The sequence below is a fragment of the Polaromonas sp. P1_A2 genome (genome assembly GCF_056406895.1).
The window spans coordinates 752,427-765,630 of sequence record NZ_JBFTZI010000003.1; the positions used below are offsets into that span (position 1 = coordinate 752,427).

General features: G+C 66.8%; 12 protein-coding genes. 9 read left to right on the forward strand and 3 right to left on the reverse strand.

The features are described from left to right. Positions 1-137: 137 nt before the first annotated feature. From ilvA to AC1D09_RS15635, 4 genes are read left to right on the forward strand one after another with little or no spacing between them, the layout of a single operon-like run. Entirely contained in the window at positions 138-1,751 is a 1,614-nt protein-coding gene (gene ilvA / locus AC1D09_RS15620) for a threonine ammonia-lyase, biosynthetic (RefSeq protein WP_477661005.1), read from the forward strand. An 11-nt stretch (positions 1,752-1,762) separates the two neighbouring features. Then, positions 1,763-2,026, forward strand: coding sequence for a cysteine-rich CWC family protein (locus tag AC1D09_RS15625; RefSeq protein ID WP_477661004.1), 264 nt, complete (start codon positions 1,763-1,765; stop codon positions 2,024-2,026). Next, positions 1,983-3,044, forward strand: coding sequence for a nicotinate-nucleotide--dimethylbenzimidazole phosphoribosyltransferase (cobT, locus tag AC1D09_RS15630; protein WP_477661003.1), 1,062 nt, complete (start codon positions 1,983-1,985; stop codon positions 3,042-3,044). Before AC1D09_RS15625 ends, cobT begins: the two co-directional genes overlap by 44 nt. A 17-nt stretch (positions 3,045-3,061) precedes the next feature. Further along, positions 3,062-3,907, forward strand: a complete 846-nt coding sequence (locus AC1D09_RS15635; protein ID WP_477661002.1) for an adenosylcobinamide-GDP ribazoletransferase — start codon at positions 3,062-3,064, stop codon at positions 3,905-3,907. Here the strand turns inward: AC1D09_RS15635 and AC1D09_RS15640 are convergent. Next, a complete protein-coding gene (locus tag AC1D09_RS15640) occupies positions 3,902-4,795 on the reverse strand; it encodes a LysR family transcriptional regulator (protein WP_477661001.1) in 894 nt (297 codons plus the stop codon). The genes AC1D09_RS15635 and AC1D09_RS15640 overlap by 6 nt on opposite strands. A gap of 118 nt (positions 4,796-4,913) precedes the next feature. Between AC1D09_RS15640 and argC the strand changes: the two genes are divergently transcribed. The 5 genes from argC (at position 4,914) to AC1D09_RS15665 (ending at position 11,033) form a co-directional block, all read left to right on the forward strand. Beyond that, the gene (gene argC, locus AC1D09_RS15645; protein WP_477661000.1) at positions 4,914-5,846 is read left to right on the forward strand and encodes an N-acetyl-gamma-glutamyl-phosphate reductase; all 933 of its coding nucleotides are present in this window, start codon (positions 4,914-4,916) and stop codon (positions 5,844-5,846) included. A gap of 219 nt (positions 5,847-6,065) precedes the next feature. Further along, on the forward strand, positions 6,066-6,623 hold the full coding sequence (locus AC1D09_RS15650; RefSeq protein WP_477660999.1) for a histidine phosphatase family protein: 558 nt from the start codon (positions 6,066-6,068) through the stop codon (positions 6,621-6,623). A 21-nt stretch (positions 6,624-6,644) separates the two neighbouring features. Beyond that, a complete protein-coding gene (locus AC1D09_RS15655) occupies positions 6,645-7,613 on the forward strand; it encodes a 5'-nucleotidase (RefSeq protein ID WP_477660998.1) in 969 nt (322 codons plus the stop codon). Positions 7,614-7,630: 17 nt separating this feature from the next. After that, positions 7,631-9,433 carry an ABC transporter ATP-binding protein/permease gene (locus AC1D09_RS15660; protein ID WP_477660997.1) on the forward strand — a complete coding sequence of 601 codons (1,803 nt, stop codon included), beginning with the start codon at positions 7,631-7,633 and terminating at the stop codon, positions 9,431-9,433. Continuing rightward, the gene (locus AC1D09_RS15665; RefSeq protein ID WP_477660996.1) at positions 9,426-11,033 is read left to right on the forward strand and encodes an MFS transporter; all 1,608 of its coding nucleotides are present in this window, start codon (positions 9,426-9,428) and stop codon (positions 11,031-11,033) included. The genes AC1D09_RS15660 and AC1D09_RS15665 overlap by 8 nt, the downstream gene beginning before the upstream one ends. A gap of 129 nt (positions 11,034-11,162) precedes the next feature. Here the strand turns inward: AC1D09_RS15665 and queC are convergent, their stop codons facing one another. Further along, entirely contained in the window at positions 11,163-11,885 is a 723-nt protein-coding gene (gene queC, locus AC1D09_RS15670; RefSeq protein WP_477660995.1) for a 7-cyano-7-deazaguanine synthase QueC, read from the reverse strand. A 22-nt stretch (positions 11,886-11,907) separates the two neighbouring features. Beyond that, on the reverse strand, positions 11,908-13,086 hold the full coding sequence (locus AC1D09_RS15675) for a fumarylacetoacetate hydrolase family protein (protein ID WP_477660994.1): 1,179 nt from the start codon (positions 13,084-13,086) through the stop codon (positions 11,908-11,910). Positions 13,087-13,204: the final 118 nt, after the last annotated feature.

Genomic DNA, 13,204 nt, shown 5'->3' on the forward strand with positions numbered 1-13,204 from the left:
TCTCCTCCACCTCCTCTAAGGGTGGATTTACAGGCCCAGACCGCAAGGTCTGGGCCTTTTTTCTTGCCGGCACGGCTTCTTGCGGCGCTTCTTCGCTGGTTTCTCGCCCCACTATGATGTCAGGCTGCGAGAAAAACATGCCCACCCCGACCAAACCCGCCTCATCCCGCTCCAAAACCGCCCCGTCTGCCAAGCCCGGCAAGCCGCTCAGCCCCGCCGACTACCTGAAAAAGATTCTCACGGCGCGCGTCTACGACGTGGCCGTGGAGTCCAGCCTCGAGCCCGCCAGGAACCTGGGCCTGCGCCTGAAAAACACCGTGCTGCTCAAGCGCGAGGACCAGCAGCCGGTGTTCAGCTTCAAGCTGCGCGGCGCCTACAACAAGATGGCCCACCTGAGCCCGGCGCAGCTCAAGAAAGGCGTGATCTGCGCCTCGGCCGGCAACCACGCGCAGGGCGTGGCCCTCAGCGCGCAAAAGCTGGGCACGCGCGCGGTCATTGTCATGCCCACCACCACGCCGCAGCTCAAGGTCGACGCGGTCAGGGCCTGGGGCGGCGAGGTCGTGCTGCACGGCGACAGCTATTCGGACGCCTACGGCCACGCCGTGGTGCTGGAGAAAAAGCAGGGCCTGACCTTTGTCCATCCTTTCGACGACCCCGACGTCATCGCCGGCCAGGGCACGATCGCGATGGAAATCCTCATGCAGCTGCAAAGCCTGGGCTCCAGCCGGCTGGATGCCGTGTTCGTGGCCATAGGCGGCGGCGGGTTGATCTCCGGCGTGGCCAATTACATCAAGGCCGTGCGCCCCGAGATCAAGGTCATAGGCGTGCAGACCAACGACTCCGATGCCATGCGGCAGTCCGTCGACGCGAAAAAACGCGTCACCCTCAGCGATGTCGGCCTGTTCGCCGACGGCACGGCCGTCAAGCTGGTGGGCGAAGAAACCTTCCGCATCAGCCGCGATCTGGTCGATGAATTCATCACCGTCGACACCGACGCGGTCTGCGCCGCCATCAAGGACGTGTTTGTCGACACGCGCAGCATCGTCGAGCCCTCGGGGGCGATGGCCGTGGCCGCCGTCAAGCAGTACGTGGCCACCCACAAGACCAAGGGCGAGACCTACGCGGCGATCCTGTGCGGCGCCAACATGAACTTCGACCGCCTGCGCTTTGTCGCCGAGCGCGCCGAGGTCGGCGAAGAGCGCGAAGCCCTGTTCGCCGTAACCATTCCCGAAGAGCGCGGCAGCTTCCGCCGCTTTTGCGAGGTCATAGGCGAGCTGCCCGGCGGGCCGCGCAGCGTGACCGAGTTCAACTACCGCATCAGCGACGACGCCAAGGCCCATGTCTTCGTGGGCCTGACCACCTCGGCCAAGGGCGAGAGCGGCAGGATCGCCGCCAATTTCTCGCGCCACGGCTTCAAGACCCTGGACCTCACGCACGACGATCTCGCCAAGGAGCACATCCGCCACATGGTGGGCGGGCACAGTGCCCTCTCCAAGGACGAACGCCTGCTGCGCTTCATCTTTCCCGAGCGGCCCGGCGCGCTGATGAAGTTTCTCTCCAGCATGCGGCCGGGCTGGAACATCAGCCTGTTCCACTACCGCAACCAGGGCGCCGACTACGGCCGCATCCTGGTGGGCCTGCAGGTGCCCAAGGCCGACAACAAGGCCTTCAAGGAATTCCTCGACACCCTGGGCTACCCCCACGTCGAAGAAACCGCCAACCCGGTTTACCGGCTCTTCCTGCAAAGCTAGGCCACGCCGCCATGAACCCGCAAGGCGCACCCTCGGCAAGGCCCGCATCGGCCAACACCTCGGTGTGCCCGCGCTGCGGCGCCGGCCTGCGCTGCGGCATGGTGGCCGGAGACGCCGAATGCTGGTGCGTCAAGCTGCCCCATGTCATGCCGGTTCCCGGCGAACGCGCCCCGTCACCCGAAGGCAGCGCGCCATCCTGCTACTGCCCCGCCTGCCTCAAGCTGATCACCGATGAACGCACCCGACTCTCCAATCCTGCCCCTGCCCGCGATTGAGCCCGTCGCCGACGCCTCGCTCGAGGCCAGGCTGCGGCACAAGATAGCCCACAAGACCAAGCCGCTGGGCGCCCTTGGCCGGCTTGAAGACCTGGCGCTGCAGTTGGGGCTGATCCAGCAAAGTGAAAACATCACACTGCGCGAACCGCAAATGGTGGTGTTCGCGGCCGACCACGGCATCGCCGCCGAAGGCGTTTCGGCCTACCCGCAGGCCGTCACCGTGCAGATGGTCGGCAACATGCTGGCCGGCGGCGCCGCCATCAATGTCTTCGCCCGCCAGCATGGTTTTGCCCTGCGGGTGGTGGACGCCGGCGTCGCGGCCGAACTCGCACCGCACCCGCAGCTGCTGCCGCGCAAGATCGCGCACGGCACGCGCAACAGCCGCCAGGAACCCGCCATGACGGCCGCGCAGGTGCGCGCCGCCCTGCAGGCCGGCATGGACATCGTGGGCCAGCTGCCCGGCAATGTCGTCGCCTTCGGTGAGATGGGCATTGCCAACACCTCTGCCGCTGCCCTGCTGTTCGCACGCCTGGCGGGCGTCGGCATTGAAGACGCCACGGGCCGCGGCACCGGGCTTGACGACGCCCAGCTCGCGCACAAACGCCGGGTGTTGGCGGATGTCCTGGCCTGCCACGCCGGCGCCACCGATCCTCTGGCCGCGCTGGCCGCCCTGGGCGGCTTTGAAATCGCCATGATGGCCGGCGCCATGCTGAAGGCCGCGAGCGAGCGCCGCGTGGTGCTGGTTGACGGTTTTATCGCCGGCGCCGCCGCGCTGGCGGCCCGAACCCTGGCGCCCGCCGCGCAGGACTACATGGTGTTTTGCCACCGCGGGGACGAACACGGCCACCGCCTGCTGCTGGCCCACCTGAAGGCCAGCCCGCTGCTGGACCTGGGCCTGCGCCTGGGCGAAGGCACGGGCGCGCTGCTGGCCTGGCCGCTGCTGCAGTCGGCGGGCAACTTCCTGGGCGAGATGGCCAGCTTTGAGTCCGCCGGCGTGAGCGGCAAGGAAGGCGCGTAAACCGCCATGGGCGCCGTATGACCGCCATTGCCCAGTTCGTGCGCGAGTACTTGCTCGCCGTGCAGTTCTTCACCCGCATCCCCATCACCGGGCGGCTGGCCGAATGGGTGGGCTACAGCCCTGAGATGCTGCGCGCCAGCGCGGGGCACTTCCCGGGCATAGGCATACTCGCCGGCGCCGTGGCCGCGGCCGTGTACGCCCTGGTGCAGGCCCTGTTGCCCGACACCACCTTCACGCCGCTGGTGGCCGCCGTGCTGTCCACCGCCGCCACCGTGCTGCTGACCGGGGGCTTTCATGAGGACGGCCTGGCCGACACGGCCGACGGCCTGGGTGGCGGCCACGACCGGGAGCACGCGCTGCAGATCATGAAAGACTCGCGCGTGGGCGCTTTCGGCGCCATGGCGCTGGTGCTGGCCGTGTTCGCCAAGGTGTCCCTGCTGGCCATACTCGGCTCGGTCGAAGGCGCGCCCACCGGCTGGGAGGAAGCGCCCTTTGCCGGCTGGTACATCTGCGCCGCGCTGTGGACGGGCCACGTCGTCTCGCGCGGCCTGCCGCTGCTGCTGATTTACCTGCTGCCGCATGTGGGCGATACCGCCGCCTCCAAATCCAAGCCGCTGGCCGACCAGATTGCGCCGGGCGCCTTGCTGATCGGCTTTGCCTGGTGTTTCGTCGCGCTGGCCCTGGCCGCCCTGGCATTGGACGCCCTGAACCTCATCGTCGCCTGCAGCTTTGCCCTCCTGGCCTTGCTGTGGATGGGGCGGATGTTCAAGCGCCGGCTGCAGGGTTTTACCGGCGACTGCCTGGGCGCGACCCAGCAGGTCTGCGAGATCGCTTTTTATTTCGGCCTGGCCATCAGCCTATGACCCTGACTGGCGCTGCTGCCACAGCACGTCCAGCACGTGCTGCGTCGCGCGTTCCACCGGGCCGGCCCGGTGCGCAATGCCCAGCGACCGCCACAGCGCGGGGCGCAAGGGCAGCATGCGCACGCGCGGGTCCAGCGGCGTGGTGGAAGATGCCTCGTGCGGCAGCAGCGTGGCGCCGTAGCCGGCAGCCACCAGGCTCTTGATCGCGTCGTTGTAGTTGAGCTGGATGCGCGCCTTGGGGTTCTCCCCCGCCAGCGCGAACCACTCAGCGCCCAGCCGCGACAGGCTGGTGCCCACATCGTTGAGGATCAGCGGCTGGGCCGCCAGCCACTTCGGCGTGGCGCGCTGGGGTGCCGCCCAGGACGACGGCACGAAGGCCATCACCGGATCCCGCCGCCAGGGCACTACCTTCACCCCTTGCACCGTCGCCTGCGGCAGCGCCACCAGGCCCACGTCTAGCGACCCGTTCGCCAGCCGCGCCATGGTGTCCTGCGAAGTAAGCACGGCCACCTGCACGTCGATGCCGGGATGGTTCCCTCCCAGCCCCTCCAGGGCCTGCGGCAGCAAGTGGGCAATCGCCCCCGTGGAGGCGCCCAGCCGTACCCGGCCCGCCAGCCCCTGCACCTGCCGCTGCACCACCTCCATGGCCTCGTCCGCATCGGCCAGCAGGCGCCGCGCCCGCTCGACCAGCGCCTCGCCCACGCCCGAGGGGCGCACTTCGCCGCGCTTGCGCACCAGCAGGGGCGCGCCGCACAGCGCTTCCAGGTCGGCGATGTGCAGGCTCACCGTGGGCGCGGCCAGGTGCAGCACACGCGCGGCTTCGGCGAACGAGCCCAGTTCTGCGATGGTGACCAGCGTGCGCAGCCGGTCCAGGTTGAGTTCGCGCATGATGTTCAGTAAATCTGATGTTGGTGTTTGTGAAATTCAACTTTTCAAATTCTACGGGGTCGCGGAAGATTCGCCTTCTTTCTTTGGCTTGAGCCATCCACCCCACCAGGAGCAACACATGGGCGCACCCCTTGTTTTCATCGACGGCGACCAAGGCACCACCGGCCTGCAGATCCATGAACGCCTGCAGGGCCGAAACGACCTGAGCCTGCTCACGCTGCCCGAGCAGGACCGCAAGAACCCCGCGCGCCGTGCGCAGGCCATCAATGCCTGCGACATCGCGCTGCTGTGCCTGCCCGACGGGCCCGCGCGCGAAGCGGCGGCCTCCATCGTGAACCCGGCCGTGCGTGTGATTGATGCCAGCTCCGCGCACCGCACCGATCCGCAGTGGGTCTATGGGTTCCCGGAAATGAGCACGGAGCAGTCCCGGCTCATCGCCAGCGCGCGGCGCGTCAGCAACCCCGGCTGCTACCCCACGGGCGCCATCGCCCTGCTGCTGCCGCTGGTGAAGGCCGGCCTGGTGCCCGCCGACCATCCGCTGGCGATCCACGCGGTGTCGGGCTATTCCGGCGGCGGCCGCGCGCGGGTGGACGCGCATGAAGGCACGGGTGCGTCGCATGCGGCCATGTTCCAGGTCTACGGCCTGGAGCTGGCCCACAAGCACGTCCCCGAGATCCAGGAGCACGCAGGCCTGGCACAGCGGCCTTTCTTCCTGCCGGCCTACGGCTCGTTTCGCCAGGGCATCGTGCTCACCATCCCCTTGCTGCTGCGGCAGTTGTCGGCGGGCGTTACCGCCGACCAGCTGCAAGCCTGCCTGCGGCAGCACTACGAAGGCGCCGTGCACGTGGAGGTGATGGCGCAAAAAGATGCTGAAGCCACGCAGCACCTGGACCCGCAGGCGCTCAACGGCACCAACCAGCTACGGCTGGCCGTTTTCGCCAACCCGCAGCATGGCCAGGTACTGCTGGCCGCCGTGTTCGACAACCTGGGCAAAGGCGCCTCGGGTGCGGCCGTGCAAAACCTTGACCTGATGCTGCAGCACGCGGCTTAGCGCTTGAACAGCACGGCCGGTTCTGCGAGGGATGGCAGTCCACGGCTGGCCTCGCAGCGGCGCGGGGGGCTTGCCGTGCCAGTGCCGCTCTAGAATAGGCCATGGGGCATGGCGGGCCCCATCGCACGGCACGCACTGCCTCACGCCCCAGCCATAGCAGCAGCCCCTTTCCATGACCACCGCATCACTTCCCTCCATGACCAAGGCAGCCAGCAAGCCATGAAGCTCTGGCTGGCCCGCCACGCAACGCCGCTGGTTGACGCCGGCATCTGCTACGGCAGGCGGGACGTGGCGGCCGACACCGCGGCGACCGCCGAATGCGCGCAGGCGCTGGCACAGTTGCTTCCAGCCGGCATCCGCGTCGTCCATTCCCCTTTGCAGCGCTGCGCGCAACTGGCGCAAGCCTTGTCTGGACTGCGGCCCGACCTGGCCTGCACCAGCGACCCGCGGCTGCAGGAGATGGACTTCGGCGCCTGGGAAGGCCGCGCCTGGAATGACATTGCCCCCGCCGAACTGCAGGCCTGGACCGACGGCTTTGCCAACTACGCCGCGGGCGGCAGCGGCGAAAGCACCAGCCAGTTCATGGCGCGTGTCGCCTCCGCCTTTGACGAATTGCAGGGCCGGCCCGACACGCTATGGATCACCCACGCCGGTGTCATACGCGCTGCGGAACTGATTGCGCGTGGTGTGCGTCAGATCAAGCAAGCCAGCGATTGGCCAGTAGAAGCACCGGCCTACGGCCAATGGTGCACACTCGAACTAACACCCCCTTCCTAAAACCCAGACAAGGCACAAAAAATGGCAGCAACCCTGGATGGTCAGCTCGTGGTGGCGATCTCGTCACGCGCGCTGTTTGATTTTGAGGAAGAAAACCAGGTCTTTGAAAGCGGCATGGCGGCCGCGCCACCCCCCGGCGTCAAAAAAGACGCGGCCTATATGAAGCTGCAGCTCGAGCGCCTGGACGTGCCGGCCAAGCCCGGCGTGGCCTTCTCGCTGGTCAAGAAGCTGCTGGCCTTCAACGACGCGCCCGAAAGCGCCGGGGAGGCCGCCAGCCCGGCGGCGCCCGCGCAGCGTGTGGAAGTCGTGATCCTCTCGCGCAACGACCCGGTATCCGGCATGCGCGTGTTCCGCTCGGCCCAGCACTACGGCCTCAAGATTGAGCGCGGTACCTTCAACCGCGGCGAGGCGCCCTGGCGCTACCTCAAGCCGCTGCACGCCAACCTGTTTTTGTCGGCCCACCTGAGCGACGTGCGCGACGCGCTGGCCGCGGGCGTGCCGGCCGCGCAGGTCTACCCGCATTCGGTGCGCGCCAGCGATGCCCATCCCAACGAAGTGCGCATTGCCTTCGACGGCGACGCGGTGCTGTTCTCGGACGAAGCCGAGCGTGTGTTCCAGGCCCAGGGCCTGTCCGCCTTCCAGCAACACGAGCGCGACAAGGCTTCCCAGCCGCTGCTGGCTGGCCCCTTCAAGCCCCTGCTCGAAGCGCTGCATCGGCTGCAGCAGGCCGGCACCTCGCGCATGCGCATACGCACCGCGCTGGTCACCGCGCGCAGCGCCCCGGCGCACGAGCGCGCCATCCGCACGCTGATGGAATGGAACATCGAGGTCGACGAGGCCATGTTCCTGGGCGGCCTGGCCAAGGGCGAATTCCTTCGCGAATTCGAGCCCGACTTCTTCTTTGACGACCAGACCGGCCACGTGAATTCCGCCGCCCAGCATGTGCCCTCGGGCCATGTGGCCAGCGGTGTGTCCAACCAGATTTCCTGAGCCGCGAAAGAGCCTTCATGAATCCATCCAGCCTTTTTGCCAAATTCAACAATTTCTGGCGTTTTGCAGGCCGCATAGGTGCACTCGCCGCGCCCTATTTCCGGTCCGAAGAAAAATGGAAGGCTCGCCTGCTGCTGGTGGCCATCGTGCTGCTCAATTTGGGCACGGTCTATATGGCAGTGCAGTTCAATGACTGGTACCGCGTGTTTTACGACGCACTTGAAAAGCGCGACCAGCTTGTCTTCTGGCAGCAGATGGGCCGGTTCACCTATCTCGCTTTCGGAGCGATCATCATCGCCGTCTACAAGTTCTACCTGACCCAGTTGCTGCAAATGCGCTGGCGCGCCTGGATGACACGCGACTACCTGCGCCGCTGGCTGTCTCACCATGCCTTCTACAAGATGGAACTGGCGCGCTATTCCGCGGCCACCGACATCAACGCCAGTCCCGACAACCCGGACCAGCGTATCCAGGAAGACGTGCACTCGTTCACCACCTCCACGATCACACTGAGCATGGGCCTGCTCAATGCGGTCGTGACGCTGGTCAGTTTTGTCGGCCTCCTCTGGGTTCAGTCGGGCCCGCTGGCCTTCAGCCTGGGCGGTAGCAGCTACTCCATCCCGGGTTACATGGTCTGGGCCGCAGTGGCCTACTGCCTGGTCGGCAGCGTGCTGGCGCATTACGTCGGGCGGCCACTGATCAAACTCAACTTCATGCAGCAGCGCTACGAGGCCAACCTTCGCCACCACCTGGTGCGGGTGCGCGAGTACAGCGAATCCATCGCGCTCGACCACGGCGAGGCGGTGGAGCGCGGCCAGCTCGACGGGCGCTTCACGACAGTCCTTGCGAACTACCTGAACCTGATACGCGCCAACAAAAAACTCATCTGGTTCCAGAGCTTCTTCGGCCAGGCGGCTCTGATCTTTCCCTTCCTGGTCGCGGCACCCCGCTTCTTCAGCGGCGCGATCCAGCTCGGCCAGCTGATTCAGATTTCCTCGACATTCGGCAAGGTTCAGGACTCGCTCAGCTGGTTTGTGGACAACTACGACAACCTCGCCAGCTGGCGTGCGACAACAGATCGCCTGACCAGTTTCGAAGACAGCATGATCGCGCAGACACAGGACAATGAGGCGCTGGTCACCACCCCATCCACCGAGCTTGAGTCCACAGGCCTCAAACTGGCGCTGCCCACAGGCGCCGTGCTGCTGGCGCAGACCTCGTTGAAGGCGCACACCGGCGACCACATCCTTCTGAAAGGCCCCTCGGGCAGCGGCAAGTCCACCTTGTTCCGCGCCTTCGCCGGCATCTGGCCTTTTGCCAGCGGCAACATCGCCAAACCCGGCAACGCCATGTTCATCCCGCAGCGCCCCTATTTCCCCAATGGCTCGCTGCGCGATGCGCTGGCTTATCCGGAACCCGCCACAGCCTACAGCGATGACGCCCTCAGGCAGGCGCTTGAGGAGGCCCTGCTGCCCGACCTGGCGGCGCGGCTTGACCAGGAAGACGCCTGGAGCCAGAAGCTTTCCGGCGGCGAGCAGCAGCGCCTGGCGATCGCACGCGTGCTGCTGAAAAAGCCCAAATGGATCTTCGCCGATGAAGCCACCAGCGCACTCGACGAAGCCGCCGAAAAGACGCTGTATGAACGTTTGCTCGCGCTCGTCAAATCGTCGGGCGGCGCCATCATCTCCATTGCCCACCGGCCCAACGTGGCGGCCTTCCACGACAGGCAGTGGACGCTGGAGAAACAGCCGCCGGGTTCAAATGCCCTGTACACCCTGACGGCCAGCCAGCTCCCCCAAGGAAGCGCCGCGCATGCCTGAGGAAATGTCCAGGCCGCCCGCGCCGGAGCCCGCCGACCTCTCCGCCTGGGCGCCCATCAAGCGCCCGGTGTTCCGCATGCTGTGGAGCACCTGGCTGGTCGCCAACATCTGCATGTGGATGAACGACGTTGCGGCCGCCTGGATGATGACTTCCATGACCACCTCACCGATCTGGGTGGCGCTGGTGCAGTCGGCCTCCACCTTGCCGGTGTTCCTGCTGGGCCTGCCCAGCGGCGCGCTGGCCGACATCCTGGACAGGCGGCGCTACTTCATCATGACGCAGTTCTGGGTGGCCGTGGTGGCCACGCTGCTGTCCATCACCGTGATCTCGGGCGTGATGACACCGCCGCTGCTGCTGGCGCTGACTTTTGCCAACGGCGTGGGCCTGGCGATGCGCTGGCCGGTGTTCGCCGCCATCGTGCCCGAACTCGTGCCGCGCGTGCAGCTGCCCGCCGCGCTGGCGCTCAACGGCGTGTCCATGAACGCCTCGCGCATCGTCGGCCCGCTGGTGGCCGGCGCGCTGATCGCCGGCGCCGGCACCGAATACGTCTTTGTGCTCAACGCCGTGCTGTCGGTGATCTCGGGTTTTGTCATCATGCGCTGGCGGCGCGACCACGCGCCCAGCCCGCTGGGGCGCGAGCGCCTGGTCAGCGCGATGCGCGTGGGCCTGCAGTTCGTCGGCCAGTCGGCGCGCCTGCGTTCGGTGCTGCTGCGCATCGCCATTTTCTTTTTCCATTCCACCGCCCTGCTGGCGCTGCTGCCGCTGGTGGCGCGCGGCCTGCACGGCGGCGACGCCGGCACCTTCACCTTGCTGCTGGCCTCCATGGGCGCGGGTGCCATCGTGGCCGCGCTCAACCTGCCGCGGCTGCGCCAGATGATGCCGCGCGACGTGCTGGTGATGCGCGCCACGCTGCTGCAGTCGGCCTCCATGGCCGCCATGGCGTTTGCGCCCAATGCCTGGGTGGCGGTACCGGCCATGGTGCTCAACGGCATGGCCTGGATCACCTGCGCGAATTCGCTCAGCGTGTCGGCCCAGCTCGCCCTGCCTGACTGGGTGCGCGCTCGCGGCATGTCCATGTACCAGATGGCCATCATGGGTGCCAGCGCCGCCGGCGCCGCGCTGTGGGGCCATGTGTCCACCCTGAGCAGCGTCTCCACCGGCCTGCTGATCGCCGCCGCCAGCGGCACGGTGGTGATGCTGGTGGCGCAGCGCCTGGTGTCCGACCTCAGCATCGAGGAGGACATGACGCCCTCGCGCCAGTTCAAGGCGCCCGTGGCCGAGGAGCCGCCCGGCGTGGGCAATGTGGTGGTGACGATTGAATACCTGATAGACCCGGCGCGCGCCGACGACTTCCGCGCGCTGATGCAGGAAAGCCGGCGCAGCCGTTTGCGCCAGGGCGCGCTCGAATGGGAATTGCTGCGCGACGTGAACAAGCCGGGACGCTTTGTCGAGCAGATCGTCGACGAATCATGGACCGAGCACCTGCGCCGCTTCGACCGCGTTACCGCCAGCGACGTGGTGCTGCGGGAGCGCAAGCTGGCTTTTCATATCGGCGAGGAGCCGCCGGTAGTCACACGCTGCGTGATAGACAGCCTCTGAGGATCTGACTCCTTCCCCCTTTGGGGGAAGGTGGGGATGGGAGCCGGCGGCGTGCGCATATCACCGTCTCAGCCAGATCAAAGAGCCCCCAGCCCAGCCTTCCCCCAGAGGGGGAAGGAGCAAAACAATTCAGCCAGCCGCTACGTAGCGGTCAAACCCACGGGCGCGGAGCTCACAGGCCGGGCAAGTCCCACAGCCATAACCCCAGGCATGCCGGTGCACCCGGTCGCCCAGGTAGCAGGTGTGGGTGTGCTCCACGATCAGCTTCACCAGCGCCTCGCCGCCTTGCGGCTGGCCTGACTTTTCGCCGATGTCGTGCGCCAGCCGCCAGGTGTCGGCCTTGTCTATCCACATCAGCGGGGTTTCGATCAGGAAGCGCTTGTCCATGCCCAGCGACAGCGCCAGCTGCATGGCCTTGATGGTGTCGTCGCGGCAATCGGGGTAGCCCGAAAAATCGGTTTCGCAGACGCCGGTGACCAGCACCTGCAAGTCGCGCCGGTAGGCCAGCGCCGCCGCCAGCGTGAGGAACAGCAGATTGCGCCCCGGCACAAAGGTGTTGGGCAGGCCCGAGCTTTCCATCTTGAAGGCCACGTCGCGGGTCAGCGAGGTGTCGCTGACCTGGCCCAGCACCGCCAGGTCCAGCAAATGGTCTTCGCCAAGCTTGTGGGCCCACTGCGGAAACTGCGCCTTGATTTCACGCAGCACATTCAGGCGCGCCTCCAGCTCCACCTTGTGGCGCTGGCCGTAGTCAAAAGCCACGGTTTCGACACGTTCGTATTTGGACAGCGCCAGGGCCAGGCAGGTGGTGGAATCCTGCCCGCCGGAAAACAGCACAAGTGCGGATGTATGCATGCTGGTTACCTCCTTGCCGCGCTTAGATCAGTTTTCGCTTCGCCAGGCTTTGCATCAGCGCCGAGATGCCGAAGGTCCAGGGTGCGGCCTTGTCGGAGGTGGTCACGCGGTTGACCAGGCTGCCCAGCTGCGGCGTGGCCACCGTCACCAGGTCGCCCACCACATGGGTAAAGCCCTGGCCGGGGCCGTGGCGGTCCTGCGTGGGCGCGAACATGGTGCCCAAAAAGAGCATGAAGCCGTCGGGGTACTGGTGGTTGGCGCCTATGGCCTGGGCCACCAGGTCCAGCGGGTCGCGGCTGATCTTGCTCAGCGAGCTGCCGCCTTTCATCTCAAAGCCCTCGGTGCCGGTGACCGTCATGTTCAGGTCGCTGCGGCGCACATGCTCAATGTTGAATTTGTCGTCGAACAGGCGGATGAAAGGGCCTATGGCGCAGGAGGCGTTGTTGTCCTTGGCCTTGCCCAGCAGCAAGGCGCTGCGGCCCTCGAAGTCGCGCAGGTTGACGTCATTGCCCAGCGCCGCGCCCACCGTCTCGCCGCGCGAATTGACGGCCAGCACGATCTCGGGTTCGGGGTTGTTCCAGTGGCTGTGCGGGTGTATGCCCACTTCGGCGCCCGTGCCCACCGCGCTCAGCGGCTGGCTCTTGGTGAAAATTTCGGCGTCGGGGCCTATGCCCACTTCCAGGTACTGCGACCACACGCCCTGGGCGATCAGCACCTCCTTGAGCTTGTCGGCTTCGGGCGAGCCGGGCCTGATGCTGCTGAGGTTGTCGCCGATCACGCCGACCACCGCCTTGCGCACCGCCTCGGCCTTGCTGGCGTCGCCGCGCGCCTGCTCCTCGATCACACGTTCCAGCATCGACGCCACAAAGGTCACGCCGGCCGCCTTGAGCGCCTGCAGGTCGCAGGGCGCCAGCAACCAGGGCAGCACGGGCTTGCGCGCATCGGCCGCCGAATTGGCCAGGACCTCGGCCGTGCCTGCCAGGCGCGGGAGCGAAGGTGCGGCTGCGCGCACGGCCTTGGCCACGCCGGGCAGTTCGAGCAACTGGCTGGCCGTGGGCGCCACGCTGGACAGGTCGAACACGGACTCGGGCGTGACCAGTGCCAGCACCGGCCCCGTGCCCTCCACCCATACGCGCCCCACCAGCAAGGCGCCGGCGGCATCAACAGGCAAGGCGGAAGCAAGGCTCAGGGAGTTTTTCATGGTGGTAAGAGAAGAAGTGCGCCCAAAAACCGGGCTGAAGCCGCCAATACTACAGGGACTGCAAAGAGATGGGCAGCCGCCGGCGCCGCTACACTGAAATGCCCGTGCCGCCGCAGGC

Bases quoted from the DNA above. Each gene is read 5' to 3' on its own strand.
- AC1D09_RS15650 (WP_477660999.1), top strand. From the start codon at position 6,066: ATGAAGCTCTGGCTGGCCCGCCACGCAACGCCGCTGGTTGACGCCGGC.
- AC1D09_RS15655 (WP_477660998.1), top strand. From the start codon at position 6,645: ATGGCAGCAACCCTGGATGGTCAGCTCGTGGTGGCGATCTCGTCACGC.
- AC1D09_RS15660 (WP_477660997.1), top strand. From the start codon at position 7,631: ATGAATCCATCCAGCCTTTTTGCCAAATTCAACAATTTCTGGCGTTTT.
- AC1D09_RS15625 (WP_477661004.1), top strand. From the start codon at position 1,763: ATGAACCCGCAAGGCGCACCCTCGGCAAGGCCCGCATCGGCCAACACC.
- AC1D09_RS15640 (WP_477661001.1), bottom strand. From the start codon at position 4,795: ATGCGCGAACTCAACCTGGACCGGCTGCGCACGCTGGTCACCATCGCA.
- argC (WP_477661000.1), top strand. From the start codon at position 4,914: ATGGGCGCACCCCTTGTTTTCATCGACGGCGACCAAGGCACCACCGGC.
- queC (WP_477660995.1), bottom strand. From the start codon at position 11,885: ATGCATACATCCGCACTTGTGCTGTTTTCCGGCGGGCAGGATTCCACC.
- ilvA (WP_477661005.1), top strand. From the start codon at position 138: ATGCCCACCCCGACCAAACCCGCCTCATCCCGCTCCAAAACCGCCCCG.
- AC1D09_RS15635 (WP_477661002.1), top strand. From the start codon at position 3,062: ATGACCGCCATTGCCCAGTTCGTGCGCGAGTACTTGCTCGCCGTGCAG.
- AC1D09_RS15675 (WP_477660994.1), bottom strand. From the start codon at position 13,086: ATGAAAAACTCCCTGAGCCTTGCTTCCGCCTTGCCTGTTGATGCCGCC.
- AC1D09_RS15665 (WP_477660996.1), top strand. From the start codon at position 9,426: ATGCCTGAGGAAATGTCCAGGCCGCCCGCGCCGGAGCCCGCCGACCTC.
- cobT (WP_477661003.1), top strand. From the start codon at position 1,983: ATGAACGCACCCGACTCTCCAATCCTGCCCCTGCCCGCGATTGAGCCC.